Origin of the sequence: Dermabacter sp. HSID17554, assembly GCF_003989295.1 — a bacterium.
GTDB classification, from domain to species: Bacteria; Actinomycetota; Actinomycetes; order Actinomycetales; family Dermabacteraceae; genus Dermabacter; species Dermabacter vaginalis.
Genome location: NZ_RBLW01000005.1, coordinates 99,160 through 125,883 on the forward strand (window position 1 = coordinate 99,160; position 26,724 = coordinate 125,883).

A 26,724-nucleotide genomic window follows, 5' to 3' on the forward strand; every position below is an offset into this window, starting at 1 on the left:
GTGTACCTCTTCCTTGAGATGTCGTGAGCGGCACCGAACCGGTGATAACTAAACCGCTAAAGTTGAGTGTACACGCCTCATTCGCCGCACGAAAGACTGAAGGCCCGCGGGCAGATCTCTCCACCCGCGGGCCCAAACCCCCACACCCCCTATGGAATCCAGTTAAAAACGCGCGCGGAGCGTCACAATCTGGAACGGCCGCGCCGCAACCTCGATCTGCTCCCCCTCGGCGCGCTGCGCCTGGTAGTGCAGCACCGATTCCTCGGTGAGCTCACGCTCGAGGAGGTCCACGGCAACGATGTCCTTCGCGCCTGGAACCACGACGGTACCTTCGCCGCGCACACCCTCGGACTCGTACAGGCGCACGATCACGTCGCCCGACTGATCCTCGGCAAGCTTGAGCGTCTGGATTCGCAGTGACGTGCCCTCGCCCTCGAGGCGCGCAAGCGCCTCACCAACAAGGTCCTCGTCGACATCGCGCGGCACCTGATTGAGGCGCACACCTTCGTCGATCGCTTCGGCGATCGACGCACCGGGCACGAGTGAGTACCGCATCCGATACTCGCCTTCTTCGGCGCGCGGATCAGGGAACTCGGCGGCGCGGATCACGGTCGCGCGCACGATCGTCGTCGTTCCACCGTCGTTCTCACGCAGGGAGCGACGCACATCGTGTCCGTACGACGAGTCGTTCGACAGGGACACGGCAGCACCGGCTTGCCCCCCCTCGTGGATGCGCACCCAGCGGTGCGCACACGTCTCGAACCGACCGAAGTCATCGATCGTATTCACAGGGATGGGGCGCTCAATGTGCCCGAATTGAATTTCGCTCGCCATGTGCGATGCACGCAGATCGAACGGGAACGCGAGCTTGAGAACCTTCTTGCGCTCGTGCCAGTCGACGTCGAGCACAATCTCGAGGCCCTTAGCGCCGGGGGCGAGCACATACGTGAGCGTGATCCGCGAGCCGGCACCGTTCGAGGGAACGCCGGGGTACGGCTGCTCCTCGGTGCGCACGCCCTCGGTCCGGGTCTCGTAGGTGGCGCTCACGTGCACCGCCTCGCCTTCGCGCTCAACGTTCACGGATCCGACGGTTGCCAGGTCCCTACCGATGCGCCGATAAAACTCGTCGATATCCCACGAATCCCACGCGTTGGGGGTATCGCGGTGAAGCTGGAGCAGCGCGCCCTTCGCGCCGGGAGCGAGAAGTTCGCGGCTATTCTCGCCGGATCGAAGGCTCACGAGGTGGCCTTCGCTGTCAATCCGCGCGAAAACGTGACCGTTACTGAGGGCGAAGCAGCCGTCGGACTCCTCGCACGCGACCGCATCATCGCTCGCGCCTGTGCTCTCGCCCGCACCCGCATTGCCGTGAGCGCGCGAGATCGCCTCGAGTGCCTTTTCCACGAGCGCCTCGCCGCGCTCGGCGATTCCTTCGTAGTTGTGCTCGGTTTCCCTGTGCACCCACGCGATTGCACTGCCGGGGAGGATGTCGTGGAACTGGAGGAGCAGCACCTTTTCCCACAGCTCGTTGATCTCGTCGTAGGGGTACTCAAAGCTCTCGTCGAGGCGTGCCGCGAGCGCGCTCCACTTCTCAACGTCGTGCATGAGCGCCTCGCTTCGGCGATTGCCCTGCTTGCCGCGGATCTGCGAGGAGTAGGTGCCGCGGTGAAGCTCGAGGTACAGCTCACCGTTCCATCGGGGCGCATCAGCGTATTCGGCGCGGCTGCGCTCAAAGAATGTGGTGGGGCTCGAGAACTCTACTTTGGGCGACCCCTCGAGGTTCGCGGCCCTGCGACCCGCCGCGAGCTGCTCGCGCGTGGGGCCACCACCGCCGTCGCCCCAGCCGGTCGGGCTGAGCGCGATGTGGCTGCGGCCTTTGTCCTTGTAGTTCTTCTCGACGTAGGCGAGTTCCTTGCCGGTGAGCTGGCAGTTGTAGGTGTCGGCGGGTGGGAAGTGCGTGTACTGGGTCGTGCCGTCGATCCCCTCCCACCAGAACGTGTGGTGCGGGAACACCGAGTACTGGTTCCAGCTGACCTTTTGGGTGAGGAAGTTGGTGTTGCCGGCGGCCGCGCAGATCTGCGGGAGAGCGCCCGAATAGCCGAACGAATCAGGAAGCCAGGTGTCTCGCGTTTCGAGCCCAAATTCGCGAAGGAAGAAGCTCTTGCCCTGAATGAACTGGCGGGCCATCGCTTCGGAGCCGGGCATGTTCGTGTCGGACTCGACCCACATGCCACCCACGGGAATGAAACGGCCGCTCGCGACGTGCGTCTTGATGCGCTCAAACAGTTCGGGGTAGAAATCTCGGATCCACTGGTACTGCTGCGCCGATGAACACGAGAACGTGAGGTCGTCGTAATGCTCGAGGAGCCAGCACACGTTGGAGAAGGTACGGGCGCACTTGCGCACGGTCTCGCGCACGGGCCACAGCCACGCGGAGTCGATGTGGGCGTGGCCGGTCGCGATCACGGTCATCGCGGAGGCATTGGCGGGCTTGTCGAGTTCGCGACGCAGTACCTCGCGCGCGTCGTGAGCCGTCGCGTGCAGATCGTCCGGATCGGCGGCGTCAAGGGCATCGTCGAGGCAGCGGAGGATGTCCTGACGGCGGGTGCTGTCCTCGGGCAGCTCATGCATGAGACCGCTGAGGGCAACGACGTCCTGCTCGAGTTCCCAGATGGTTGTCGAGCGCCACGCGAGGCGAAGTTCGGTGAGGTCGTAGATCGGGTCGTCCCCCGCGCTCTCCCACTCACCGAGCGTCGTCGGGGCAAATGTCCAGTCGCCGGCGACATTGGGGTTGGCAGCGAGTTCGAGGTAGTACTCGAAGCTCGTGGTGCCGGGTTCGAGCGTGAGGTACTGGTTGTAAGGGTTGATCGCCTTGACGGTGGTGCCGTCGGTGTTCCAGATCAGCGCTTCGGCTTGGAAACCCGGCATGTTCGTGAAGGACAGGTTGAGCTGGAGTTCGATGTCGCGTTCGTCGTCGCTCACCCACTCCTCGGGGACCTCACCCGTGACGTGCAGCCACAGGGTTGACCAGGGGCGGCCCCAGCGCGCACCGACCTCGATGGGGCTATAGTTTTGCGTTTTCGCTTCGGCGAAGGGCACGGGTTCACCGGGCACCTCCCACGCTTCGATCGTGACGGGCGCGGTATCGAGGTAGCGCCTCGCGGGGAGTTGTTCGGCGAGGAACCGTCGGACTCGATCCTCACTGTGCGCGCGATTGTTGAACATCGGGTGGCCTTTCGTCGAGGGTGTGCGGCGCGATCGGGTAGGAAGCGGGCACGGCCGTGATCGGCACTGAGCGATGGGCGGTGCTCGCGTTATCCGAGCTCAAGGCTTCGGTACTCTCCACGGCGAGCGAAGTCCATCCACTCGCCAAAAACATCGGATTCGGTATTGGTAAAGGACCGGTTCGAGCCATCGGGCCTGAGCCCCTCCACGACCACGCTCGTCGTCGAGGTCGGCGTCGCGGAAAGCTCGCCGGCTTTCTCGAGAGAAATGAGGTCCCGCAAGCGCTCACCCGCGGGCTTCACTTCGCCGTTGGAGTCGATGAGACCCAGGCTATATTCCAGATCTGGGAAGTCGGCAAGCGATCGCGAAACATCATGCGAGCACCACCAGGTGATGCCCGAGAGGTTCCGGTACCCGAGAGCGGCGCGCACGGTTCCTTCAAGGAAATCCGCGGCGTTGTGCGGGCTCACCCAAGGGGTGGGGGCGCCCACCTCCTGGAGCCACACGGGACGGTCCGACGGTTGCCCGCTCACCCTGTGCCACAAATCGGCAACCTCGAGCAGGTAACGGGCGAAATGGGGAAGCTCGGGGGCGTCGATGCCGTAGCGTTGCGCCGCGCCGCCGAAAATCCACGAATGCACGGTTGTGGAATCACCGAGTTCCACCGCAGCGCGCGGGGTGAACGGGTGAGCATCCACAAACCACGTGTCGTCATCAAAGCAGTGGTGGTGGGATCCTCGGGGGAAGGCTGCGCGCACCTCGGCGAGCATGCCGTCAAGCCACTCGTAGGCTTCGTGCGAGGTGATCTCGTGGCGCTCGGGGTGCCGTGGGGCCGCAAACTGCCCGATTTCGTTGCCAAGGGTGAGACCCGAAACGTGTGTGCGGGTAGCGAGTTCGCTGGCGAGGGTGCGGGCGAGCGTGTGCTGGCCGCTCACGACGTCGGGGTCCGTGAAGATGTTGCGGCGGTGCCACGTACTCACCCAGGCGGGCAGGAAGTCGAAGCTCGAGAGGTGTCCTTGGAGGAGATCAACGGAGACAGTGAGGCCCACGCTTCCGGCGGCGTCGGTGACGGCCAGAACATCGTCGATCGCTTTCGTGTCGATAAAGGTGCGGTTGGGATGCAAGAGCGGCCACAGGGGGAAAATGCGCACGTGGTCGAGGCCGAGATCGGCAAGCGTGGCAAAGTCGTTTTCGACCGAGCCGAGGTCGAGGTTCGCCCAGGAGTGGAACCATCCCTTTCGGGGGGTGTAGTTCGCGCCCCATGCATGCTGTTGATTCACCGCGTCACCTCGTTGTCACTGATGCTCACACGCTATCTAAAGCGCTTTAGCTCAAAAGGTATCATGAACGCATGTCCCGCCCCACTATCGCCGATATCGCTCGCGCAGCCGGCGTCTCAAACACCGCCGTCTCGTTCGCGCTCAACGGGCGACCGGGAGTCGCCGAGCCTACGCGCGAAAAAATCATGGCGATCGCCCACGACATGGGCTGGACCCCCAACAGGGCAGCACGGGCGCTCTCAACCTCGCGCGTTGACGCGCTCGGGCTCATCATCACCGCCCCCTACGCCGAACTTGCACGCGACGCGTTCTTTCTCCAGCTCATCGCGGGGGTTGAGCGCAAGCTCGCCGGAAGCCCCGTCGCTCTCGTCCTCAAGATCGTCGAAGGCTTCGCGGATGAACTCGCAGCCATCCGCCAATGGCACGGCGAGTCCCGTGTCGACGGACTCATCCTCGTCAATCCACGCCCCGAGGACCCCCGGCCGGAGCTCACGAACCAGCTCGGAATTCCCACCGTGTTTATTGGCAAACCAGGCACAAACGAGCCATTCTCTTCGGTGTTCATCGACGATGCCCTCGTCATGGACACGCTCATCGAGGACCTCGCCGCCCGTGGAACCAGGCGCGTCGCCTACCTCCACTCGCACGCCCATTACAGCCACGGCGAAGCACGCCTTGCCACCCTCGGGCGACACCGCGAGGGACTCACCGCGATCGACCATGGCGTCCCCTCGAACAGCATCACCGAGGCGCACGCCGCGATCCGCGATTTCGTTTCGATGCTCGACCTCACGCCCACAACGACCTTCGTGTGCGAAAGCGAGGACCTCACGCTCGCAACCCTGCGCGCGCTCCAAGACCTCGAGATCAACGTTCCCGCAGATGCAGGCGTGGTGTCATGGGAATCGTCGCCCGGCCTCACGCTGCGCAGCCCCGCGGTTTCGACACTCGAGCGAAGCCCCGCCGACATGGGCGAAGCAGCCGTCGACCTCCTCCGCGACATGCGCGACAATCCGGGGCCGCGCACGCGCGAACTCGAGTGCCCGCGCCTGAACGCGCGCGACACACTCCCCGCGAATACTCAGGGCTAAAGCAGTGGCTCGCGAATAAGCGCGGGCCTCTCCACTCCCGCGACGTCGAGGGCCAATTCGCAAAACATCGCGTTGGACCACGAGAACCATTCGCGCGTGAACTGTGCGGGGTCGTTGCAATCAACCCCCTCGTGCATGTAGCCGGTCCCACCGGTCGTGGCGAGCAGTAGCTCGAGGATCGCACGCTTCTCGTTGATGTCTGTCGACGTCAGGCCTTCGACGGATTTCGCGATGGGCCACACATACCCCTCGGGCGTGTGCGGGGAGCCCACGCCCGCGAGCGCCGACCCCTCGTAGTAGTAGGGGTTCTTTTCGCTCAGCACCCCCGCGCGAGTCGCGAGATAAAGCGGGTCGCGCGCATCAATCACGCCGAGATACGGAAGCGAGAGCAGTGAGGGCACGTTCGCATCGTCCATGAAAAGCGATTCCCCGGCGCCGTCGACCTCGTACCAGAGCCGAGTAGCACCCTCATCCCGCATGATTCCATGCGCCTCAACCCCCTTGAGGATTCCCTCGCGCAGATCTTCGGCACGGCGCGAAAGAGGCAGGCGTCGGACCCCATCACCCTGCTCCCCCGGCGCCTCGCTAAACCCGGCCTTCGCGCATGCCTCCACAAGTGCGGGCACCGCGCGCAGCGCCGACGCCATGAAGAGGTTCCCCGGGATATTGAAGCCGAGCGTGCACGCATCGTCGCTCGGGCGAAAACCCTGCCACACGAGCCCACAGGGCGTGGTGAGGCGCCCGCGTCCCTCCCGCACGAGGGTGTCCTGCGAGGGGCAATCGGTGCGGCGGAAAAAGTATTCTGAGCGCTCCTCGTGAGCGGTTTCGGTTTCAAGCACCGTGAGAACGGCATCGAGGGCAGGAAGCGTCTCGGCGGTAATCCAGGAGGTATTGCCGGTCGAGAGCAGACGCGCAGCGAGGTCGATGGGGTAGGCGAGCGAGTCGATCTCGAACTTGCGCTCCCACACCCACGGCCCCTGCGCGGGTTCGTCGTCGTCCCAACGCTTGCCGTTCGGCTCCTCGTTGAACGCGTTCGCGTACGGGTCAATGAGGATCATGCGCCAGTGCGTCGCGAGCAGGCCGCCGATCAGGTCACCGAGAGTTTCGTCTTCGCTGACCAGGCGAAGGACTGGCGAAAGTTGTGCGCACGAGTCCCGCAACCACATCGCGGGGATGTCACCCGTCATCACGAACGTGTCCCCTCTACCGCGGCGACGAACCGTCGTGCGGGCGGTGTTGTCGAGAAAGCGCACCACTGCCTCGGCAACGTCGTCGCCGGCCGCTTCGCGCACGCGGGCAGTCACTTTTTCGAGGAGGTCGGGGGCAAGCTCAACGCCCTGGGGATGGGGGGTTCCGACGGTCGCAAAGCGGGTCACTTTTCGCTCATTTCGCTCGGGGTATTCGGCCGCCACCAACGGCGGTTACTTAACTGAGACGCCTCTACTTTCTCGCATGTCTCACCATCAAGGCAACACGCCCCGCGCCCGCTTCGCGCCTTTACATTCCCAGGTAGGCGCTCTAGTCTCGAACGTGAATCGCGCCATAGATGAGCGATTGGCATAGACACGTCTACAACGGAGTGAGACATGAATCGCCCTTTTTCTCGCCGCACCCTTCTTCGCGGAAGTGCCGCCTTTGCCGCCGCCACAGGTGCGCTGTCGCTGGCGTCACCTGCACTTGCACACCCGCATCGCCCCGGACGCGGTTCGAGGATTGCCTCGGTCGCCTATATCGAGGTCAACAGTAATTCGATTCTGAACGTTGGCAATTATGTCCTTGCCGACGGCTCACCGGCATTCGATTACGTCGTGATTTTCGCAGCAAATATCAACTACGATGGCGAAAAAGCCTACCTTCACATGAACGACAATGTTCAACGAGTCCTCGACAATGCAGAGACCACGATCCGCCCTCTCCAGCAGCGCGGCATCAAGGTCCTCCTTTCCGTCCTCGGCAACCACGAGGGCGCTGGCTTCGCGAACTTCCCGAACCGCAAGGCAGCCGACGACTTCGCGAAACAGGTCTCGCGTACCGTTCGCCGCTACGGTCTCGACGGCGTCGATCTCGACGACGAATGGGTCGAATACGGCAAGAATGACACGGGCGAACCGAATGATTTCTCGTTCCTTGCGATGCTGTCGTCGCTGCGCAAGCGTCTCCCCAACCGAGTGATCTCGTTCTACTTCATCGGTCCAAGCTCCGAGCACGCGGAGTACCGGGGTCTCACCGCGGGGCACCTCGTCGATTACGCGTGGAACCCGTACTACAACCAGTACAACGTCTTCGACGTCCCGGGGCTGCCGAAGGAGCGCTACGGCGCGGCCGCGATCGACCTTTCGAAGGCGAGCGGGATCTCCCTCGGCGGAATTGAAAAGACTGCGCGGCGCACTGTCGACGACGGTTTCGGAGCCTTCGTGACGTACGAGCTTCAACCCGGCGATCAGTCCGCGAAGGTCAGCGCCTTCACGCGTGCGCTGTATGGAAGCGAAGCCACCTATACGGGCGAATTCGTCCTATGAAAGGAGGCGCGCGATGCGTCCATCAGTCAAGGTGACGGAGCGATCCTCACGGCGGACCTTCCTGAAGCTGACCGGAGGAATCGCGAGCACACTCCCCCTCGCGATGCTCGCAGGCTGCTCTAGTGAGCGTGATTCGTCTACGCTCAGGGTCGCCTATCAGCAGTTTGGTTCGGGTACGACCCTCAAGCAGTGGCTCACGAAGATCATCGCGGAGTTCACGAAGAAACACCCCGGCGTGAGCGTCGAGCTCGTGCCGATCGTGGCCGCGGAGAATGACTACTTCACGAAGAACGAACTACTCATGTCCTCGCCGCGAAGCTGCCCCGATCTCGTTTTCGAAGATACGTTCATTCTTCTCTCGGATGTTGCAGCCGGCTATATCCAGCCGATCGACGACCTCGTGAAGGGGTGGGAAGGTTGGGAGAACCTCTATCCCGCCTCGCAAGCCGCGGCCGTCGACCCCGAGGGACTCGTGCACTGCGTGCCGACCGAGACCGATACACGCGGCATCTACTACAACAAGAAGGTTTTCGAGAAGGCGGGGCTTCCCACCGATTGGCAGCCGAGTACGTGGGACGAGATCGCACAGACGGCCGCGGCGGTTCGCGACGCGAACATCGACGCAACCGGCATGTTCATGTATTGCGGCAAAACCCAGGGTGAGAAAGCCTCGATGCAAGGCTTCGAGATGCTGCTCTACGGCACGAAGGACACGCTCTACAACCCCGAGACGAAGAAGTGGGTCGCGGGGTCACAAGGCTTCATCGATGCGCTCACGTTTTACAAACGCCAGTTCGACGAAAAACTCACGCTTCCCGTCTCCCAGCACCTCGACCCAAATATCGCCGAGGCGATCCAATCGACGGTATTCCCCTCAGGCAAGCTCGGGATCCTCATCGACGGCTCGTGGATTTCCAATCAGTGGGCTGAAGACGGCCCCGCGCCGTGGCCCACCTGGCAGGACGACGTAGGCCTCGCACAGATGCCCACGCAAAACGGGGAAGACCCGGGCTCCACGACCCTCGCTGGCGGCTGGGGTTGGACGATCCCCACGCACGCGCGCGATCGCGAGCTTTCCTTCGAGCTCATTAAGGAACTGTGCACACTCGAGAGCCTCGTCTACCGCAACAAAAGTGCCGCCAACCTCACGACAAGGAAAGACGTCGCGAAAAATGAGGAGTACCGGACCTATTCGCCAACCGTCGGATTTTTCACCGACATTTTCGAGACCGCTTTTTACCGACCCGCGTTCGCGATTTACCCTGAAGTGTCCTCCGCCCTCCAAGATGCGATGGACACCGTGATGGTGGGCGATAAAACGCCCGAGCAGGCCGCAGCCTGGTACGACTCCAAGCTCACCGAGCTTGTAGGCAAGGAAAACATCGAGGTGCGTAAGGCATGAGTACTTCAGTCGATACCGTGACCACTCCCCCGCCACACGCAGCACCGCAGCGTAAGCAAGGCCCGCTCGGCAACCGCCTCACAGCCCGCCGCGGCCTCCTCATGGTTCCCGCGTTCGTGCTCATCGCGATTTTCATGCTCGGCCCGATCGTCTATTCGATCTATCTCGCGTTTACGAATAAAGCCGTGCGCGGCGAGAACGCGAAATCCGTGGAGTTCGTCGCGCTGGACAACTTCATCACGGCCTTCAGCGACGATCGGTTCTGGAACGCCGTCATCCTCACCCTGATTTTCACCCTGATATCCGCGGTGATCGGCCAAAATCTCCTCGGCATGGTTCTCGCACTCCTCATGGAGAAGGCCAATCGCATCGTGACGTTCATCGGCACGTCGGTCGTGATTCTCGCGTGGATCCTCCCAGAAGTCGTCGCGGGCTACCTCCTGTACACGTTCTTCGCTGATCAGGGCTCCCTCAACACGCTCCTCACGAGCATCGGGCTTCCCGGGCAGGATTGGCTCTTTAGCGCGCCGATCCTCGCGGTGTCATTCGCGAATATTTGGCGCGGAACAGCGTTCACGATGCTCATCTACTCGGCGGCTCTCACGTCGATTCCGAAGGACGTATACGAATCAGCGGAAATTGACGGCGCCGGGGCGTTCACGCGGCTTATGCGCATCACCATTCCGCTCATGCGCACCGCGATCGCCACGAACCTCATGCTCATTACGCTGCAGACCCTTTCCGTTTTCGGTTTGATCTTCATCATGACCGGTGGTGGGCCTTCCGGTCGCAGCCAAACTCTTCCCCTGTACATGTATGAGCAGGCGTTCTCGTACGGCCAGCTCGGCTACGGCACTGCCATCGCCCTCATCTTGCTCGCGATCGGGGCGATCGCCTCACTCATCTATCTGAAGCTTCTGCCCGAGGAGGACAAGCGATGACCACCGCAGCCCCTACGAAGACTCGCGCGCAGAACGACCGCCTCGACAAGCCGCACACGGCGCGCGGGCGCCTCGCATCCGTTCTCTCATCCATCGTCATCGCATTGATCAGCGTGAGCTTCGCGATCCCGATTCTGTGGGTCGTGCTCGCGTCCTTCGACACTGAGGCGACTCTCGCCGTCAAGGCTCCAAAGACGTGGAGCCTCGGCAACTACCAGGCAATCTGGAACGAACAGACGACGTTCCGCCCGCTTCTCAATTCGCTCGTGCTGTGCGGCTTTGCCACGATTATCACGATGACGGTCGCGGTTCTGTGCGCGTACGCGTTCTCGCGTTACCGCTTCCGTGCCCGCCGCCCGCTTCTCATGGGCATCCTGTTCTCCACTGGCCTGCCGATCACGGCGATTATGATCCCCGTGTATTCGATGTTTGTGCAGGTCAATCTCGTTGACTCGATGCCCGCCGCGATTCTGTTCCTTGCCACGTCGTCCCTTCCCTACGCCATCTTCCTCACGAAAGGGTTCATCGATTCGGTCCCCGTCGAGATTGAGGAAAGCGCGTGGACGGAAGGTGCGGGTGTGGTGCGCACGATCCTCTCGGTCGTTCTTCCACTCATGAAGTCCGGCCTCGCCGTCGCCACGATCTTCACGTTCGTGGGCATGTGGGGCAACTTCTTCGTGCCGTTCATGCTTTTGCTCAGCCCCGAGAAGCTCCCCGCGGCCGTGACCCTGTACACGTTCTCGTCCCAGTACGGCCAGGTGGCCTACGGTCAGCTCGCGGCGTTCTCGATCTTCTACTCCGCCCCGATCGTCGTGCTGTATTTGGCGCTCGGTCGCAGCCTCGGCACCGGGTTCGCTGCGGCGGGCGGCGTCAAGGGCTAGGTGGTCCGACGGTTGCTTTAACCTGAAGAGCGCTCCCGGCCTCGATGGCCGGGAGCGCTCTTCATATATGCGGTGGTGGGTGCCGCGAGGCGAGTTACTTCGCCTCGTGCACCTCGGCGTCGCCGCCGGCCACACTCGAGTCGCTCGAGGTGTCTGTGGCCTTCACCTTCGGGGTATCGGCCTTGTGCGAGGCGCGAACCTCATTCGCCTTATCTTTCGCGGTCGAGGCGGCACCCTTCGCGGCGGTCTTCGCCTGCTCGGCAACCTCGGGGGCCTTATCCTTCACCGTCTCGGCCGCGTCCTTCGCCACCTTCGACACGGTCTCGCGCGCCTGGCCAACCTTCTCCTGCACGCGCGGATCATCAACATACTGCTTAGCGGTGGCCTCGAGCTTCTCGTAGGGCTCACGGCCCATCTTCGAGCCGATCACGAAACCGATGGCGATGCCAGTCGCAAGAATGAGCTTGTTCTTCATGGTTCCTCCTCCAAGGGGATGTCTATGGACACGCCCATCGTGGCACTCGGTGCTGGAGAGAACCCGACTGTCAGCTCCCGCTTCCCGAAAGGTCGATGCGCTCGATCCCGCAGTACACGTTGAAACGCCCGTCGATGTCGTCTTCACCGCGCACAAATCCGCACAGGGTGATGCCGAGGCGTGCGGCAGTGTCGATCGCGAGGGAGGAGGGGGCGCTCACGCACGCGATGAGGCCGATGCCGGCCATCGCGGCCTTCTGCACGATCTCGAACGACGCGCGAGAGCTCACAAGGAGCACGGTATCGCTGAGTGGAAGGCGATCTTCGAGGAGGGCCCAGCCGATGACCTTGTCGACGGCGTTATGGCGGCCCACATCTTCGCGCAGCACTAGACGCTCCCCCTCCGGGGTCAAGAGAGCAGCGGCGTGAACACCGCCGGTTTTCGAGAACGCCGCCTGGCCATCCCCGAGCTCGCGCTGCGCGCGAAGAAGGCGCGATGGCTGCATGGCAAACGTCGGAACGAATTCGTGCCGCACTCGTTTCGTGACCTGGTCAATCGAAGCGGACCCGCACACGCCGCACGCGCTCGACGTGAGAAAAGGTTTCGTGATCACCGGGGCTGTGGTGATGGTGCGGGTGGTGAAGTCCATGACGTTATAGGTGTTGCGTTCGAAGCCGGAGTCGTCTTCAACGACGGCGCCGTCGCAGTAGCGAGCTTCACGCACGTCCTCGCGGTTCGTGATGTAGCCCTCGGCGTGAAGGAAGCCGTGGATGAGTTCAACATCGTGGCCAGGGGTGCGCATCGTCATGGAGAGCTGTTGGCCGTTGAGACGAATGTCGAGAGGCTCTTCAACGGCGACGGTGTCGGGCCGCTCGGAGTGATAGAGCTTGCCGTCCCGGATTCGTACGCGCGTTAGTCGCGTCGATGCTGTCACTCGTCCCATAAGCCCACCCTAGCCGCATTCTCTCACTCCGGCACGGCCTGTACCCTTGCTTCGTGACCGTGAAGGATTCCCCGTCGAGAACTGCTGCCCTCGCCCATGCGTTGCGGGGCTCGAAGTTTCTCATCGTGGGCGGCCTCGTCTTCTTTTTTGATGCGGCGATGTATAACGTCCTCGTGTTTTGGAGCCCGACGCACGGCTGGGGCGAGGGCCTCATGCATGGCCAGCCGATCCTCGCGAAGATCGTGACGATTGCCGCGGCCAGCTGCCTCACCTATCTTGGAAATCGCTTTTGGACGTACGGGGATCGCGACAAGCCGCACACGGCGAAATCGATTGTCGCGTTCATCATCGTGAATGTGATCGCGAGCGCGCTGCAGCTCGGTTGCCTGGGATTCTCACGCTACATCCTTGGGCTCGATTCGGCCCTCGCGGATAACGTGAGCGGCACGTTCATCGGTCAGGTGGTGTCCACGGCGTTCCGGTACTTCACGTATGGCCGGTTCGTTTTTCCGGAGGTAAACGAGCCCGACGCCACCTAAACTTGAGGTGAAGCATCTTTTGAAAGGCGTGGATCATGAACATTTCACACAGTCGTGACGGGTCAGAGCACGCTGCACCGCGGTGGGCATGCGATGTCACGCGCGATCTCGGGAAGGGCTCCCCCTCGGCCTCTGGCGAGGCGGTGATCCTATCGCCGAATGCCATTCGGGTTCCGGGCCTTGCGCGCACTCAGAGCGAAGCGATCGAGGAGGCGGGCGATCTTCTCGTCGAGCTTGAGGCGATTGATCCTGCATACGTCGAGGCAATGCATGAGCGCGAGGGCGAGGTTTCGACGTTCATGGGCCACGGCGTCGCGGTGCCTCACGCAACGAGCGAGGCGAAGCGCAGCATTCACCGCACGGCGATGAGCGTCGTGAAGTACGACGAGCCAATCACATGGGGCGAAAAAGGCGAGGAAAAGGTTTCCTATGTCGTGGCGATTGCGGGCATCGGCGATGACCATCTCATGCTCCTTCAGGCAATCTCGCAGGTCTTCGCCGAGGAGGATCGCCGCCGGGCACTAGCTGAGGCGGAGGCTCCTCTTGAGGTCCTCGCGGTTTTCGATCCTGACTTCGAGGAGATCCGCGGGCTGTGAGTGTGGCCCGCTCTTGACATTTCCGACAAGCTCACCCGCAGCGTCATTCGGTAGGGTGGCCTCACTCAACTTTTTCCGCTGGTGCTTGCCCGTGCGGCATCCCGGCTCGTCGAAAGGCACATCATGGCAGAACGCACCGTTAAGATTGCGGCCGCTTCCGGGCTCCATGCCCGCCCCGCCGCTATTTTCTCGAAGGCCGCGGGTGAGCAGCCCGCAAAGGTGACGATCGAGAAGGTCGGCGGTGCGCCGATCGATGCTTCCTCGATCCTTATGCTCATGACACTCGGAGCTGGCCACGGCGACGAGGTCGTGCTCCGCGCCGAGGGTGATGGCGCTGAGGAGTCAATCAATGCTCTTGCAGAGCTCCTCGAGACGGATCTCGACGCGCAGGCCTAAGCGCCCACTACCACCTCTGTTGGATGATGAAGGGGGCATGCCGCACGGCATGCCCCCTTCGCTTACATTCAGCCCGTTAGAGTCCGAGTTCCTCAATGATGGGAAGTTTCGCACGCACGGCCCGCTTACCTTCGGCGGCGGTCGGTGCGCACACCGCGAGACGAGCGAGTTCGCGCGCATCCGCCAGCGACACGGTCGAAAGAACCTTCGCGACCGCGGGCAGGGAACGCGGCGTCATCGATAGCGAGTTCACGCCGAGCCCCACGAGAACAACCGCGAGCGCGGGATCGCCCGCAGCTTCGCCACATACGCCTACGGGTTTGTTCGCACCGTCGCCAAACGCTTCGGGGTCGCCGCCCGCGACCCGCGCGCCCGCCGCCGTTGCCCCCACGAGTGCGAGAACAGCGGGCTGCCACGGGTCATTGAGCTTCGCGAGTGAGCCGAGCATGCGATCGGCGGCCATCGTGTATTGCGTGAGGTCGTTCGTGCCAATCGAGGCGAAGTCCGCCACGGCCATAAGGTGATCGCTCGTGAGGGCCGCGCTCGGGGTTTCCACCATGATGCCGGCGCGCTTAACGCCCGCCTCTTGCGCCATCGCCACGAAATCCTCGGTGTCCTCGAGCGTCGAGATCATGGGGGCCATCACCCACGGTTCCGCATCGGCCATGGCGCTCGCCTGAGCGATTGCCTTCAACTGATTCTCGAGTACTGAGCGCTTCTCCCACGACGTGCGGTAGGCGCGCACACCGAGTGCAGGGTTCGGCTCTTCGGCGTCCGTGAGAAACGGCAGGGGCTTATCGGCTCCCGCGTCGAGCGTGCGGATCACGACTTTTTTGCCGGGGAACTCACGAAGCACCCCCGCATACGCCTCAGCCTGCTCGTCAATGCTCGGCTCCTCATCGCGGTCGAGGAAGCAAAATTCGGTACGGAAAAGCCCCACGCCATCGGCGTTGGCCTCGGCGGCGAAGGCGGCGTCCTTCTCACCTCCCACGTTGGCAAGCAGTGGAACGCGAGTACCGTCGGAAAGCTCCGCTCCCCCACCTTCGTAGGTGAGCGGGTTTTTCACGAGCTCGCACCACGCTGCGGAAAGTTCCCGCTCGCGCTCGCCAAACTCACTTGTGACGATTCCGGCGGCGCCATCGACGTACACGACAGTTCCCGGCTCGATCTCATTGACCCCCTTCGCGGCGACCACGGCGGGAATGCCGAGCTGGCGCGCGAGGATTGCCGTGTGGGACTGCGGGCCACCGTCGGCAGTGACGAGAGCGGACACGATGTTCGGGTCGAGCATCGCAGTGTCGGCGGGGGCGAGGTCGTGCGCTACGAGAACAAAGCGGTCCTTGGAGAGAGGAACGCCGGGGGCTTCGACGCCGCGAAGCTGCGCAACAATGCGTGCGCGCACGTCCCTGACGTCATTCGCGCGCTCGGCCATGTAGCCGCCCAGGCTTTCGAGCATCGCCGAGACCTGGTCACCGGCCTCCCACACGGCTCGCTCGGCACTGAGGCCCTGGCCGCGTACGAGCTGCTCGGCACCCGTGGTCAAAGTTGGGTCTGCCGCCATTTGTGCCGTTGCTTCGAGAACGGCCTTGGCATCGCCGCTCGCACGTGCGGCACGGGCCTCGAGATCAGCCTTCACCGCGGCAGCTGCTTCGGTAATGCGGGAAGCCTCCAACTCGCGGGGCTCGCCTTCGGCAATCGCCGCACCGCGTTCCGGCTCCGACACGGGAGGAGCCATGACCTTGACCGGGTCGATGACGCGGCCGGCGCTTACGGCAACACCTCGGTATGTCGTCACGCTCTCTCCCTCTTGCGCCCTAGGCGGACGCGGTGTCTGTTCTCTACTGACGATGCCACCTCATCGTAATCACGCCGATGCGCCGCGCCCGTGCGGGACCGGCACTTACAACATTCCAACCGTGAGGATTGGATCATAGGCCGCAGTGTGACTATAATTAGGCCGCCGCCTCGCGGCACTCGGCAATGACGCCCCTGTTGTTTAAAGGAGAACAGCAATGATCGCACGGAGGACTTTCCTCACTCTCACGTCCGCTGGTATTGCGCTTGGCGCGCTCGCGGCATGTTCCAACTCCTCCGGTGGCGGTTCCGCTGGCGGGGACGACTCCGTCGAGGTGTTCACGTGGTGGGCCCAGGGCTCGGAGAAAGCGGGCCTCGATGCTCTCGTCAAGGTATTCAACGAACAAAACCCCAAGATTAAGTTCGTCAATGGCTCCGTCGCGGGTGGCGCGGGCAGCGCCGCAAAAGACATGCTCCAGTCGCGTCTGCAGACCAAGAATCCGCCCGATACTTTCCAGGCGCACGCCGGTGGCGAGCTGACCGATTACATCAATGCTGGCCAGATCGAAGACGTCTCTGGACTCTACGACGAGTTCGACCTGCGCAAGGCCTTCCCTGACAGCTTGGTCGAGCTCCTGACGGTGGACGGCAAGATCTACTCGGTGCCGTCCAACATTCACCGTTCGAATGTCGTGTGGGCGTCGGCAGCCGTGCTCGAAAAGGCCGGTATCGACCCGAAAGCTGTTCCCGAGACATTCGATGCCTGGCTCGCCGACCTCGAAAAGGCCAAGGCTGCGGGTGTCACCGCGCTTTCTCTCGCGGCACCGTGGACACAGGTCAACCTGCTTGAAGCAGTGCTCATGTCCCACCTCGGCGCGGACGCCTACAACGGCCTGTTCGACGGCTCGACCGACTGGGCAGGTGCGGAGGTCGCCACTGCGATCGCGGCGTTCGAGAAGCTCGTGGGCTACACCAACTCCGACCGAGATTCGCTCGACTGGCCCGAAGCGACAGCTCTCGTGATCGACGAGAAGGCCGCCTACAACGTCATGGGCGACTGGGCCGTTGCGGCATTCCAGGAAGCCGGCAAGGAAGACATGAAGGACTATGTCTACTTCGAGGTGCCCTCGGCCGCCTCTGGCGACAAGATCTTCGGCTTCCTCGCGGACTCCTTCACCCTGCCCGTAGGCGCACCGCACGCCGACAACGCGAAGGCGTGGCTCAAGACCATCTCGTCCGTTGAAGGCCAGGAAGCCTTCAATCTCGCCAAGGGCTCGATCCCGGCGCGCACCGACGCTGATGTCTCGAAGTTCCCGGCGTATCAGCAGTCCGCGCTCGAGTCCTTCGCACACGACAAGATCTGCGCCTCGATCGCCCACGGTGCAGCAACATCGGTCGCGTGGCTCAACGCCATTTCCGACGCAACGAGCAAGTTCACCTCCGGCGCGACCGACGCCAAGGCGTTCCAGGCCGAGCTCGTGTCCGCTGCCGAATCGAACATGAAGAAGTAAGCTCCGCTTTCACATCGGTTTCGGGGCCGGGGATCTCATGTCCGACGCTCGCCCGGCCCCCACCGATGCCACTTCCACCCTAGGACCAGGCATGAAAAAGTATGCGGCGCCCCTGCTGCTCATCTCGCCTTCGCTCATTCTCGTGGGGATCTTCGTCTACGTGCTTATGGCGCAGAACGTGTGGACCTCTCTCACGGACAACCACACGGCGGCGCAAGCAAACGGCGTGCAACCCAGTAAGTTCGTTGGCCTCGATAACTACATCGCTCTTCTCTCGAGCCCCGATTTTCGCCACTCACTCATGAACCTCGTGATTTTCACGGCGGTGTTCTTGGGCGGCGCGATGATCACCGGATTCGTGTGGGCGTGGCTACTGGATCGCCCCATCAAAGGTGGTCGAGTGTTCCAAACCATCTACCTTTTCCCCATGGCCGTGTCCTTCGTGGCCTCGGGTGTGGTGTGGCGCTGGCTCCTCAACTCCAACCAGGGTGAGAGTGCAAGCGGTCTTAACCGCCTCTTTCAGATGGTGGGTCTCGGCTTTCTCCAAAACCCTTGGTGGAACAACATCACGTGGGGCATCGCCGCGATCGCCCTTCCGGCGATTTGGCAACTGAGCGGCTATGTCATGGCGCTCTTTCTCGCCGGCTTCCGTGGCGTTCCCGATGAGCTTCGCGAAGCGGGACGCATGGACGGCGCGAGCGAGTGGCAGATCTACCGCCACGTGATTTTCCCGCAGCTCACCCCCATCATCATGAGTGCTCTCGTGATCATCGCGCACATGAGCCTCAAGAGCTTCGACCTCATCATGTCGATCTCGAAACCCTCGAATTACCAAACCAAGATCCCCGCCGTGGACATGTTCGTGTTTAAGTCGAGCTTCGACTACGCGAACGCGGCTGCCGTCGGCACGATTCTTCTCATCATCGTGGGCGTCCTCATCGTTCCTTATCTCATCCAGCAACACAGGGAGCGTCAGTCGTGAACACCTCCTCGGTTTCCCCGTGGCGGTACGTCCGCCTTGCCCTTCTCCTCATCGGCGTCGTCCTTGTCCTGATTCCCGTCTACGTCCTCATCGTCACGAGCTTCAAAACGAGCGGCGATGCCTCAGCCGCCCGCGCATGGGCGCTGCCGAGCGAGTGGACGCTTGAGAACTGGGCGGAAGCCTGGGAAACGCTTTCGCCTGCGATGGGGCGTTCGTTTGCGATGGTCATCCCCTCGACGATCATCTCCTCGGCTCTCGGATGCATGAACGGCTTCGTGCTATCTCGCTGGCGTTTCCCCGGGGCGGATCTGGTCTTCACCTTCCTCCTGTTTGGCATGTTCTTGCCCTACCAGGCCGTGATGATCCCCCTGCTCTCGCTCGTGCTTGCTCTACCCATCGACTCGGGCGTTCCCTCGCTTATTCTCGTGCACGTCGTGTTCGGTATCCCGATCTGCACGCTTATCTTCCGCAACTACTTCGAGACGGTTCCCGAATCGCTCATCGAAGCCGCCAAGGTTGATGGCGCGGGTATGCTCCGCACGTTCTGGTCCGTCGCGCTGCCCATCTCGATTCCCGGTTTCGTGGTGGTCATGATCTGGCAATTCACGAATGCGTGGAACGACTTCCTGTTCGCGGTGTTCTTCGCGACGCCGATGAACGGCCCGGTAACCCTCGCCCTCAACAACCTCGCCAACGGCGCGCTGCTGACCAACTACGGGGTGTCGATGGCTGGCGCACTTCTCGCCTCGGCTCCCACCCTCGTCGTGTACATCCTGCTATCGAAGTACTTCATTTCGGGCATGATGAGCGGCTCCGTGAAGGGTTGAGAGCTCAAGCCACCGCGAAAGAGTAGGCATCCCGGGCACGCGCGGGGACCGTCGGACCTCAAAGGTCCTGGAAACTCCCCCGCTCGTGCCCTAAGATGTCGAGGGCTGCACATGCAGGTCGTATGCCACCGGCCCCCTCATTTTTCTCATCTCATCGCAGGAGGCTCGCATGGCACGCACGCAAGGTTTTGATCCCGAAAAATACATCGAGCTGCAGTCGAAGCACATCGCCGAAAGGCGCGCTCAGATCGGCGGGAAGCTCTATCTCGAGATGGGCGGCAAGCTTTTCGACGACCTGCACGCTTCGAGGGTTCTTCCCGGGTTCACACCCGATAACAAGATCGCGATGCTCTACGAGCTGAAGGATGAGCTCGAGATCCTTATCGCCATCAACGCCCACGATATTGAACACGACAAGATGCGCGCCGACCTTGGCATCACGTATGAGGAGGACGTTCTGCGCCTCGTGGATGTGTTCCGCGAGCGCGGTTTCCTCGTCAACACGATCGTGCTCACGCAAATGGACGATCGTAACGAGGCGGCGTCGCAGTTTAAAACTCGCATGGAGCGGCTCGGCCTGACGGTCGTGCGCCACCGCACGATCAAAGGCTACCCGGACCCGACCCTCGTCGTGTCCGAGGAGGGGCTTGGTCAAAACGAGTGGGCGAAAACCGAGCGCGACCTCATTATCGTGACGGCGCCGGGGCCGGGGTCGGGCAAGCTCGCGACGTGCCTTTCGCAGATCTACCACGATCACAAGCGCGGGATCGATTCAAGCTACGCAAAATTTGAGACGTTCCCGATTTGGAATCTTCCGCTCGAGCACCCCGTGAACCTCGCCTATGAGGCGGCAACGGCGGATCTCGACGACGTGAATCTCATTGACCCGTTCCACCTCGAAACCTACGGCGAAAAGGCCGTGAACTACAACCGCGATATTGAGGCTTTTCCGCTGCTCAGGATCCTCCTTGAGCGCATCCTTGGCGAATGCCCCTACTCCTCCCCTACCGACATGGGCGTCAATATGGCGGGCTACGCGATCACCGACGATGACGCGTGCCGCGAGGCTGCCACACAAGAGGTCGTGCGCCGCTACTACAAGGCTCGGGTCTCCGAAAAGAAGCTCGAACTACCCGCAAGCGAATCGCAGCGCATCAAGCTCGTGATGGCCAAACTCGGCGTGGAGGAAACGATCCGCCCCACCGTGCAGCCCGCCCTCGCACTTGCCGAAAAAACCGGTGCGCCCGCTTCGTGTCTTGAGCTTTCCGACGGCACCCTGATTACAGGGAAGACCTCCGATCTGCTCGGTGCTTCCGCTGCCATGCTCCTCAACGCGCTCAAGCATCTCGCGGGAATTCCCGAGGATGCGCTGTTGCTGTCCCCCGAATCGATCAAGCCAATCCAGACCCTCAAGGTCGATCACCTTGGGTCACGCAACCCGCGCCTGCACACCGACGAGGTGCTCATCGCCCTTTCGGTCTCGGCAGGCAGCGACGAAAATGCCGCCGCGGCACTCGCACAGATTAAAAATCTGCGCGGCTGCGACGTGCACACCACGACGATCCTCGGCTCGGTGGATGAATCGGTGTTCCGCGCGCTTGGCGTGCTCGTCACGAGCGAGCCGGTCTTCGGCAAAAAGAGCCTTTTCCACAAATAGCGAGTAGAAGGATAGGCGGGCCGACTCTCAACGAGTCGGCCCGCCTTCACTATCGAGGACTGGTGCTCACATGGTGTTCACGATGAGCCCAATGTGGGTGTAGAAGTTCATCGCGCCAAAAAGGCCCCACGCGATGCCAGCAATCGCAAGACACCAACCAGCGGCCGTTGCGAGGGGCGTGAGAGTTCCTGTGTCACGAATCTGCTTCGTGATGAAGGGGAAGCAGATCGCACCGAAGGCGACAAGACAGAAAAGAACCGCGAGTGCACCGTTTTCGAGCATGGGCATGTTCGAAAACGCACCCGAAATCGGTTCTTGCGGGGGCGCTGCGAACAGCTGATAAACGAGACCCGCAAGCGCGATGCCGATCAATGCAAGGCCCAGGAGGATCGTAAAGAACCCGACAGGACTCGCGACGCGCGCAAGATGCACGAGCGGGTTCGGAGCCTCGAGCACGCTATCGCGGCGGCGCCACAAATAGATTGAGAGTCCGAGAGCGAGGGCACCGAGCGGCACGCATGTTTCACCAAAGACGATGTTGTCGAACGGGAAGCCGCCCTCTGCGAGCGGCCACGTCAGGATCATGTGGAGGCCGGTCGTAAAAAGAATGAGACCGAATACCCCAAACGCAACGGCATAACCGTCGAGAAAAGCAGCGAGCTCGCGGCGTTCCTCGGTTCCTTCCGCGAATGCCTCAGTGCGCGAGAGTGCACTGCGCTTCGCGAGTCCCCGTACGAAAAGTACGAGTGCGAAAAGGGTCGCACCAGCGGCGACCGCCATGATCGTGTTGTAAGTAGGCATCGACGACCAGTCGATGAGCCCCGGCGTGCTCTCACCGGTGAAAAATGTTCCCATTGGTCCTCCTTGAAAGGTGGATTTTGCTCAAACTAGCACCTGCCTGCAGGTTTTATCCTAGAGGACTAGTTGTGGAGGGTGCCAAGCAAGTCAAAAGCTCGGCAATCGCCTCGAAGCGTCATCAAATATCGACGATTTCGAAAGCCTCGTGCGCGTCACTGCGAGAGCAACACCGCTTCCCCTTAATCTTGTGCCATGCAACCACCAATGGGTCACCTCAATCCCCCCTCTGCATCCCCGACACGCAAGAACAACACTCTTCTTTGGGTGCTACTTGGCTGCGGTGGCATGTTCGCTGTGCTCGCGGCACTCGCGGGCGCCGGGATCCTCGCCTATGTGCTGCTCAACAATTCGGGCGAGCAGGCGTCGGGCTCCTCGGGCGCTTCACACTCCGAGGCTGTCACCCCCAAATCGGGTGAGCCCGAGACGGTGGGCGATACACGCCTCGTGATGTCCGAGGCCCGCGGAGAAGACCCCGACCACGACTACGTTGTGCGAGCCCGCTACGAAGATGAGAGCGGCGGTGGCTACGAAATCGGTATCGAAAATGACCCGGGCCGCACGTTCGAAGAGGACGTCGCCGACCTCACGAACCCACAGACCATTGGGCGTTGGTCGTGCGGAACGCAGTACGAGATGAACGTGTGCATGGCCGACGACGAACGCGGAAGAGTTCTCCTCGTTCCGCTTGATTCAGACGCCGACCTCAGCACCATTGCAGCCTGGGGCGATGAGTTCATGGAGCAACTCAAATAGCCGAGGGGGACCTCGCCCATCGACACCGCGGCAGAGATTTAGGGCAACCCTAGTATTCCTTCGGTGTGATGTGTAATACTGACGCACGGCCTGCATTACACTGTGCTGCGCTATCCCTTGTGCGCGTGCGCACACCGCCCCATCCGATGAGGATTACGCATATGTCGAGCAATCAGTGGAACCAGGCTCCAGCCGGTCAAGGAGCGCCGCAAGGGCAACCGCCTATGGGGTACCCGGGTGCGATGCCTCCGGAGAAAAAGAGCAAAACTGGCCTGTACGTCGGCCTCGGCTGCGGCTGCCTCGTACTCCTGGCGCTCCTGATCGGCGTCATCGCGCTCGCAGTGATGCTCATGGGCGGGGACGACCCGAAGGATTCGGGCGACGGCGGCACAACCACATCGGCCGCGGCCCCGGCACCCGGCCAGAACAACGGCGGCGGCGACAACCCAGCTCCCGACCCCGCTCCCAACGGCGGCGGCGACAACCCAGCACCCAATCCCGCTCCTGCCCCGAACGGTGGCAGCGACAACCCTGCGCCGGCCCCTGATGGCGGCAACTCCAATCTGCCTCAGCAGGTTGGAGAATACACCCTGGGTGAAGTCGCAACAGACAACGTCGTCGGCGCCGACTACGGCGCCACCTATACTTCCTCGACCGGCCAAATCATCGTCTCCGGTGCTGAAAACCCCATCACAACGATCGAAGACGAGAAAAACATGCTGACCCTGGACGGGAACGCCCAGGAGATCAGCGGCTGGACGTGCGGCCCCTTCTATGGGGGTGCGTCGGGCAACGAGAGCATCTGCGTGAAATCCACCAATGGCACGAACGTCATCAAGGTCATCGGTGATGCAGACGCACAAACTCTCGCGAACTTTGGCGAGCAGTTCATCTCCGCGGGAGGCGCGAGCTGATGGCGCAACCCTCACCTTACAGCGGCCTTCCGCAAAGCATGCCACCGACCCAAAAGAGCAAAACCGGCCTGTGGATCGGCCTCGGCTGCGGCTGCCTCGTGCTGCTGGCCCTCATTGTGGGCGGCATAGCCCTCGCCCTCACCCTCATGGGTGGCGACGACTCAAAGAAGTCACAGGAGAGCGAGACGGCAACGACCTCCGCTGAGGCTCCCGCCCCGAATCCCAGCGAGACCAGCGGTGGCGAAAGTTCGACACCAGCGCCCGGCCCGAACGACGGCGGCAACGAAACGGACCCCACACCTGCGCCCGCACCGCAACCAGAACCCGGCCCCGACGGCGAACCCACGCCCGTCGAAGCGCGAGGTGGGGAGCCCCAACAGTTCGCAGACTTTGTCCTCGTCCAGTCGGACGAACCGCACCAGCCGCCGCAAAACTTTGACATTCACGCGCTTTACGAGAAATCCGACGGTACCCAGGTCGAAGTTGGGGCTGGTAAGAACGCCGACCGCACCGCCGCGAGCGTGACGAAGGACCTCCCCAGCGCCCAGAAGATCGGCAGGTGGACATGCGTTACCGAAGAAAACGGATCGCTCTCCGGATGCGTGACACAAGACGACACTCACGGCTATGTCGCAATCGCGAGCATAACCAGTGACCTCAAAACTCTCGCCGCATGGGGCGATCAATTTATAGGAGCACTCAATGAGCAACAATGATTGGCAGCAAGCGCCCGATCCCACGGGCCAGGCACCTCAATACCAGCAGCCACCCCAGTATCAAATACCCAATGACGCGTCCTCGATGGGGTATGCGAACGGGATGCCTCCCGAGAAGAAAAACAAAATGGGCCTGTGGATCGGTCTCGGGTGCGGTGCTCTCTTGATCCTGCTCCTCATCGCAGGTGGCGTGCTCGCCTTTGTGCTGTTGAGCGGTAAAGACAAGGAAGCGTCGGAACCCAAAGATGACACCACCACGAGTGCCGCCGCACCCGCCCCTGCACCAAACGCCGGCGGAAGCGACACAGGCGGCGACACCCCCAAACCGGCCCCTGCACCGGACCCCGGTGCCAACCCCGCCCCAGACCCCGGCGGCGTCCCGGCCCCAGACCCCGGCGGCGTCCCCGCCCCAGACCCCGGCGGCAACCCAGCTCCAGACCCCGGCGGTAACGGGGGCGGCAGCGCGGGCATGGGAAGTCTCCCGCCGAAGGTCGGCGACATGACAGCAGACTCGTCGATGTCCGAGATGGGTCTCGGTGAAGAGGAGGCCACGTACATGTCGCCCGACAAACAAACGGTGTATATCGTGTCGATCGTGACCGACTCCGACATGCAAGAGATGCTCACCAAATATTCGACCGGTGAAATGAAAGCCATCGGAAATTGGCAGTGCGCCCAAACCTCCGATATCAGCGGCAGCTGTTACGCGACCGGGCCCAATGGCAAGCTGGTGTACATCAGTGCCGGGGCCGCAAGCGGCCTTCCGATGGAGAACGTGGCTGCCTGGGGCGACCAGCTCCTTTCTCAAATGAAGTAGTCGCACGCCACAGCCATCACACAGGGAGAACACGATGACGTACCCAAACAGCGCGGCACCACAAAAAAGTAAGACCCTCGTGTGGGTCGCGATCGGGATGGGGATCGTGTTCGTTCTTCTTCTCATCGCGGGCGGGATTCTCGCCTTCATGCTCTTGAACGGTAAGGACAAGAAAGCGTCGGAACCGAACGAAGGAACCAGCACAAGCGCACCCGCTCCGCAGCCAAAGCCCAAGCCCCCGGCAAGCGATAACGGTGGGGATGAGCCGGCTCCGAAACCTCAACCGAACCCCGGCGGATCCCAACCAAATCCCAACCCGGCACCGGCTCCAGGGCCAAACCCGGCACCGGCTCCAGGGCCCGATCCGGCACCACAGCCGAACCCGGGACCGAACCCGAAACCGGGTGGTCCAGATCCCGCCCCTGGGCCGAACGCTGGCGGCGGCTATGTGCCGCCGGATCAGGTAGGTGAGTTCAAAGTCGATTCCACCCTGCCGCCGTTCAATTTCGGGGACACGGAAAAGGCTTACTCCTCGCCGAACAGCACCGCATCTTTCTGGGTCCAAGTATTCAACGATCCTGAAAACGGCAAAATTTGGGTCCAAGACATCGACGCGACCGGCACGCAAATCGGGAACTGGAAATGCCAAGAAGATGCCTTCGCTGACAGCGGTGGCGACTGCTACGCGCAAGGTCCCGAAGGCGCAATCGTGCTTATCATGGCTTCCGGAGTAAAGGACCTCAACGAGATTGCACAGTTCGGCGATCAACTCGCGGAAGAATCGCAGAAGCCCATCGAATGAACAACGTTTATCGGCAAGTCTCATCGCCCAGGCACTCACGCCTGAATCTCTGGCTCGCGCTAGCGCTCGCGGTATTGCTCCTCGTCCTCGTACTTGCAAGCGGAGGACTCGTGTGGACCCTTGCCACCCAAGGCAAGAACGAGGGCGCGGGTACGCCCACCCCGGTGCAAGCTCAGAGCAACGATCCTGCCGCCGAGGCCCCGGCCACATCGATCGGCGGCACACTGCACCCCCAGGTCGAACCGCAGGCAGGCGAGCCCGCAGCCGTGTGGTCCACGACTCTCGTGACCTCCGTGCCTCCGGGGCAAAGCCAAAACGGGTACGACATCGATGCAGTCTACGAACACCCGAACGGAACTAGGTACAACGTCGGTGTCAAAAACGCGGATGACGGCTCGGGTCTGGCGCTTCTCGATTCGCTCGAGGACCGCCACAAACTTGGGCGTCTTGAATGTGGCGTAGACGCTACTGGCAGTGGGTGCGTAGGAACGGTCGAAGGGATAGGCCTCATCGTTGTGCACTCCACGAGCATTGCGTCGATCGAATCGTCGAGGTGGTGCGATGCATTCGTAGCCGAAATGCTGAAAGGGGCAGAGAACAAAGACTAGTCCGACGGTTCCCCTACGGCCCCGGCCGCCACAGAGAGTAGGGTCGTTAAACGTGTTGGGCCCTGGTCGCTGTGACCAGGGCCCAAACCCGAAAGAATAGTTCGGCGGTGTCCTACTCTCCCACACCCTCCCGAGTGCAGTACCATCGGCGCAGTTGAGCTTAGCTTCCGGGTTCGGAATGGAACCGGGCGTTTCCCCAA

25 protein-coding genes and 1 rRNA gene are annotated in these 26,724 nt (G+C 62.2%); 18 read left to right on the forward strand and 8 right to left on the reverse strand.

From position 1 onward, the window contains the following. Window positions 1-162: 162 nt before the first annotated feature. Together D8M36_RS08780 and D8M36_RS08785 are read right to left on the reverse strand one after the other, a co-directional pair. The gene (locus tag D8M36_RS08780; RefSeq protein WP_126848317.1) at window positions 163-3,222 is read right to left on the reverse strand and encodes an alpha-mannosidase; all 3,060 of its coding nucleotides are present in this window, start codon (window positions 3,220-3,222) and stop codon (window positions 163-165) included. 89 nt (window positions 3,223-3,311) lie between these two features. Beyond that, window positions 3,312-4,502 carry a glycoside hydrolase 5 family protein gene (locus D8M36_RS08785; RefSeq protein WP_126848319.1) on the reverse strand — a complete coding sequence of 397 codons (1,191 nt, stop codon included), beginning with the start codon at window positions 4,500-4,502 and terminating at the stop codon, window positions 3,312-3,314. Window positions 4,503-4,573: 71 nt separating this feature from the next. Between D8M36_RS08785 and D8M36_RS08790 the strand changes: the two genes are divergently transcribed. Next, window positions 4,574-5,593 carry a LacI family DNA-binding transcriptional regulator gene (locus D8M36_RS08790; RefSeq protein ID WP_126848321.1) on the forward strand — a complete coding sequence of 340 codons (1,020 nt, stop codon included), beginning with the start codon at window positions 4,574-4,576 and terminating at the stop codon, window positions 5,591-5,593. Here D8M36_RS08790 and D8M36_RS08795 read toward each other — a convergent pair. Continuing rightward, on the reverse strand, window positions 5,590-6,969 hold the full coding sequence (locus D8M36_RS08795; protein ID WP_126848322.1) for a glycoside hydrolase family 125 protein: 1,380 nt from the start codon (window positions 6,967-6,969) through the stop codon (window positions 5,590-5,592). The genes D8M36_RS08790 and D8M36_RS08795 overlap by 4 nt on opposite strands. A gap of 210 nt (window positions 6,970-7,179) precedes the next feature. Between D8M36_RS08795 and D8M36_RS08800 the strand changes: the two genes are divergently transcribed. The 4 genes from D8M36_RS08800 to D8M36_RS08815 are packed head-to-tail and all read left to right on the forward strand — an operon-like array spanning window position 7,180 to window position 11,336. Then, window positions 7,180-8,112, forward strand: coding sequence for an endo-beta-N-acetylglucosaminidase H (locus tag D8M36_RS08800; protein ID WP_074297902.1), 933 nt, complete (start codon window positions 7,180-7,182; stop codon window positions 8,110-8,112). A gap of 13 nt (window positions 8,113-8,125) precedes the next feature. Beyond that, window positions 8,126-9,514: an extracellular solute-binding protein gene (locus D8M36_RS08805; RefSeq protein WP_126848324.1), complete on the forward strand. Its 1,389-nt coding sequence runs from the start codon at window positions 8,126-8,128 to the stop codon at window positions 9,512-9,514. Further along, window positions 9,511-10,455, forward strand: coding sequence for a carbohydrate ABC transporter permease (locus D8M36_RS08810; RefSeq protein WP_126848326.1), 945 nt, complete (start codon window positions 9,511-9,513; stop codon window positions 10,453-10,455). The genes D8M36_RS08805 and D8M36_RS08810 overlap by 4 nt, the downstream gene beginning before the upstream one ends. After that, window positions 10,452-11,336: a carbohydrate ABC transporter permease gene (locus tag D8M36_RS08815; RefSeq protein ID WP_126848328.1), complete on the forward strand. Its 885-nt coding sequence runs from the start codon at window positions 10,452-10,454 to the stop codon at window positions 11,334-11,336. The genes D8M36_RS08810 and D8M36_RS08815 overlap by 4 nt, the downstream gene beginning before the upstream one ends. Window positions 11,337-11,430: 94 nt before the next feature. Here the strand turns inward: D8M36_RS08815 and D8M36_RS08820 are convergent, their stop codons facing one another. Continuing rightward, window positions 11,431-11,811 (reverse strand): hypothetical protein, encoded by a 381-nt coding sequence (locus D8M36_RS08820; RefSeq protein ID WP_065247128.1) that lies wholly within the window; start codon window positions 11,809-11,811, stop codon window positions 11,431-11,433. A 70-nt stretch (window positions 11,812-11,881) separates the two neighbouring features. Next, on the reverse strand, window positions 11,882-12,754 hold the full coding sequence (gene fdhD, locus D8M36_RS08825; RefSeq protein ID WP_126848330.1) for a formate dehydrogenase accessory sulfurtransferase FdhD: 873 nt from the start codon (window positions 12,752-12,754) through the stop codon (window positions 11,882-11,884). 53 nt (window positions 12,755-12,807) lie between these two features. Between fdhD and D8M36_RS08830 the strand changes: the two genes are divergently transcribed. The 3 genes from D8M36_RS08830 (at window position 12,808) to D8M36_RS08840 (ending at window position 14,285) form a co-directional block, all read left to right on the forward strand. Next, complete coding sequence (locus tag D8M36_RS08830; RefSeq protein WP_126848332.1) at window positions 12,808-13,293, forward strand: GtrA family protein; 486 nt, start codon at window positions 12,808-12,810, stop codon at window positions 13,291-13,293. 35 nt (window positions 13,294-13,328) lie between these two features. After that, on the forward strand, window positions 13,329-13,889 hold the full coding sequence (locus D8M36_RS08835; RefSeq protein WP_074297938.1) for a PTS sugar transporter subunit IIA: 561 nt from the start codon (window positions 13,329-13,331) through the stop codon (window positions 13,887-13,889). Between the two features lie 123 nt (window positions 13,890-14,012). Continuing rightward, window positions 14,013-14,285 (forward strand): HPr family phosphocarrier protein, encoded by a 273-nt coding sequence (locus D8M36_RS08840; RefSeq protein ID WP_065247125.1) that lies wholly within the window; start codon window positions 14,013-14,015, stop codon window positions 14,283-14,285. Between the two features lie 76 nt (window positions 14,286-14,361). Here the strand turns inward: D8M36_RS08840 and ptsP are convergent, their stop codons facing one another. Further along, entirely contained in the window at window positions 14,362-16,080 is a 1,719-nt protein-coding gene (gene ptsP / locus D8M36_RS08845) for a phosphoenolpyruvate--protein phosphotransferase (protein ID WP_074297940.1), read from the reverse strand. A 217-nt stretch (window positions 16,081-16,297) separates the two neighbouring features. Between ptsP and D8M36_RS08850 the strand changes: the two genes are divergently transcribed. The 4 genes from D8M36_RS08850 to D8M36_RS08865 all read left to right on the forward strand — a co-directional run bounded on the left by D8M36_RS08850 (window position 16,298) and on the right by D8M36_RS08865 (window position 21,056). Continuing rightward, window positions 16,298-17,590, forward strand: coding sequence for an ABC transporter substrate-binding protein (locus D8M36_RS08850; protein WP_074297942.1), 1,293 nt, complete (start codon window positions 16,298-16,300; stop codon window positions 17,588-17,590). Between the two features lie 91 nt (window positions 17,591-17,681). After that, a complete protein-coding gene (locus D8M36_RS08855) occupies window positions 17,682-18,572 on the forward strand; it encodes a carbohydrate ABC transporter permease (RefSeq protein ID WP_061212442.1) in 891 nt (296 codons plus the stop codon). After that, window positions 18,569-19,399, forward strand: a complete 831-nt coding sequence (locus D8M36_RS08860; RefSeq protein ID WP_065247122.1) for a carbohydrate ABC transporter permease — start codon at window positions 18,569-18,571, stop codon at window positions 19,397-19,399. Before D8M36_RS08855 ends, D8M36_RS08860 begins: the two co-directional genes overlap by 4 nt. A 169-nt stretch (window positions 19,400-19,568) precedes the next feature. After that, entirely contained in the window at window positions 19,569-21,056 is a 1,488-nt protein-coding gene (locus tag D8M36_RS08865) for a DUF1846 domain-containing protein (protein ID WP_126848336.1), read from the forward strand. Between the two features lie 66 nt (window positions 21,057-21,122). Here D8M36_RS08865 and D8M36_RS08870 read toward each other — a convergent pair whose 3' ends face one another. Continuing rightward, window positions 21,123-21,911 carry a DUF981 family protein gene (locus D8M36_RS08870; RefSeq protein WP_126848338.1) on the reverse strand — a complete coding sequence of 263 codons (789 nt, stop codon included), beginning with the start codon at window positions 21,909-21,911 and terminating at the stop codon, window positions 21,123-21,125. A gap of 288 nt (window positions 21,912-22,199) precedes the next feature. On the opposite strand from D8M36_RS08870, the gene D8M36_RS08875 reads away from it, so the two are divergent. From D8M36_RS08875 to D8M36_RS08900, 6 genes are all read left to right on the forward strand, one after another. Beyond that, complete coding sequence (locus tag D8M36_RS08875; protein ID WP_126848340.1) at window positions 22,200-22,667, forward strand: hypothetical protein; 468 nt, start codon at window positions 22,200-22,202, stop codon at window positions 22,665-22,667. Between the two features lie 161 nt (window positions 22,668-22,828). Then, window positions 22,829-23,581, forward strand: coding sequence for a hypothetical protein (locus D8M36_RS08880; RefSeq protein ID WP_126848342.1), 753 nt, complete (start codon window positions 22,829-22,831; stop codon window positions 23,579-23,581). A 38-nt stretch (window positions 23,582-23,619) separates the two neighbouring features. Continuing rightward, the gene (locus tag D8M36_RS08885; protein WP_126848344.1) at window positions 23,620-24,297 is read left to right on the forward strand and encodes a hypothetical protein; all 678 of its coding nucleotides are present in this window, start codon (window positions 23,620-23,622) and stop codon (window positions 24,295-24,297) included. Beyond that, the gene (locus D8M36_RS10430; RefSeq protein WP_126848346.1) at window positions 24,284-25,114 is read left to right on the forward strand and encodes a hypothetical protein; all 831 of its coding nucleotides are present in this window, start codon (window positions 24,284-24,286) and stop codon (window positions 25,112-25,114) included. Before D8M36_RS08885 ends, D8M36_RS10430 begins: the two co-directional genes overlap by 14 nt. A gap of 34 nt (window positions 25,115-25,148) precedes the next feature. Continuing rightward, entirely contained in the window at window positions 25,149-25,916 is a 768-nt protein-coding gene (locus tag D8M36_RS08895) for a hypothetical protein (protein WP_126848348.1), read from the forward strand. Then, the gene (locus tag D8M36_RS08900) at window positions 25,913-26,524 is read left to right on the forward strand and encodes a hypothetical protein (protein WP_126848350.1); all 612 of its coding nucleotides are present in this window, start codon (window positions 25,913-25,915) and stop codon (window positions 26,522-26,524) included. The genes D8M36_RS08895 and D8M36_RS08900 overlap by 4 nt, the downstream gene beginning before the upstream one ends. A gap of 99 nt (window positions 26,525-26,623) precedes the next feature. Here D8M36_RS08900 and rrf read toward each other — a convergent pair. Beyond that, window positions 26,624-26,724, reverse strand: a 5S ribosomal RNA gene (rrf, locus tag D8M36_RS08905); the annotation flags it as partial.

Bases quoted from the DNA above. Each gene is read 5' to 3' on its own strand.
- D8M36_RS08835 (WP_074297938.1), top strand. From the start codon at position 13,329: ATGAACATTTCACACAGTCGTGACGGGTCAGAGCACGCTGCACCGCGG.
- D8M36_RS08900 (WP_126848350.1), top strand. From the start codon at position 25,913: ATGAACAACGTTTATCGGCAAGTCTCATCGCCCAGGCACTCACGCCTG.
- D8M36_RS08885 (WP_126848344.1), top strand. From the start codon at position 23,620: ATGCCACCGACCCAAAAGAGCAAAACCGGCCTGTGGATCGGCCTCGGC.
- D8M36_RS08895 (WP_126848348.1), top strand. From the start codon at position 25,149: ATGACGTACCCAAACAGCGCGGCACCACAAAAAAGTAAGACCCTCGTG.
- D8M36_RS08800 (WP_074297902.1), top strand. From the start codon at position 7,180: ATGAATCGCCCTTTTTCTCGCCGCACCCTTCTTCGCGGAAGTGCCGCC.
- D8M36_RS08855 (WP_061212442.1), top strand. From the start codon at position 17,682: ATGAAAAAGTATGCGGCGCCCCTGCTGCTCATCTCGCCTTCGCTCATT.
- D8M36_RS08870 (WP_126848338.1), bottom strand. From the start codon at position 21,911: ATGGGAACATTTTTCACCGGTGAGAGCACGCCGGGGCTCATCGACTGG.
- D8M36_RS10430 (WP_126848346.1), top strand. From the start codon at position 24,284: ATGAGCAACAATGATTGGCAGCAAGCGCCCGATCCCACGGGCCAGGCA.
- D8M36_RS08790 (WP_126848321.1), top strand. From the start codon at position 4,574: ATGTCCCGCCCCACTATCGCCGATATCGCTCGCGCAGCCGGCGTCTCA.
- D8M36_RS08875 (WP_126848340.1), top strand. From the start codon at position 22,200: ATGTTCGCTGTGCTCGCGGCACTCGCGGGCGCCGGGATCCTCGCCTAT.
- D8M36_RS08810 (WP_126848326.1), top strand. From the start codon at position 9,511: ATGAGTACTTCAGTCGATACCGTGACCACTCCCCCGCCACACGCAGCA.
- D8M36_RS08805 (WP_126848324.1), top strand. From the start codon at position 8,126: ATGCGTCCATCAGTCAAGGTGACGGAGCGATCCTCACGGCGGACCTTC.
- D8M36_RS08780 (WP_126848317.1), bottom strand. From the start codon at position 3,222: ATGTTCAACAATCGCGCGCACAGTGAGGATCGAGTCCGACGGTTCCTC.
- D8M36_RS08865 (WP_126848336.1), top strand. From the start codon at position 19,569: ATGGCACGCACGCAAGGTTTTGATCCCGAAAAATACATCGAGCTGCAG.
- D8M36_RS08815 (WP_126848328.1), top strand. From the start codon at position 10,452: ATGACCACCGCAGCCCCTACGAAGACTCGCGCGCAGAACGACCGCCTC.
- D8M36_RS08850 (WP_074297942.1), top strand. From the start codon at position 16,298: ATGATCGCACGGAGGACTTTCCTCACTCTCACGTCCGCTGGTATTGCG.
- D8M36_RS08840 (WP_065247125.1), top strand. From the start codon at position 14,013: ATGGCAGAACGCACCGTTAAGATTGCGGCCGCTTCCGGGCTCCATGCC.
- fdhD (WP_126848330.1), bottom strand. From the start codon at position 12,754: ATGGGACGAGTGACAGCATCGACGCGACTAACGCGCGTACGAATCCGG.
- D8M36_RS08820 (WP_065247128.1), bottom strand. From the start codon at position 11,811: ATGAAGAACAAGCTCATTCTTGCGACTGGCATCGCCATCGGTTTCGTG.
- D8M36_RS08880 (WP_126848342.1), top strand. From the start codon at position 22,829: ATGTCGAGCAATCAGTGGAACCAGGCTCCAGCCGGTCAAGGAGCGCCG.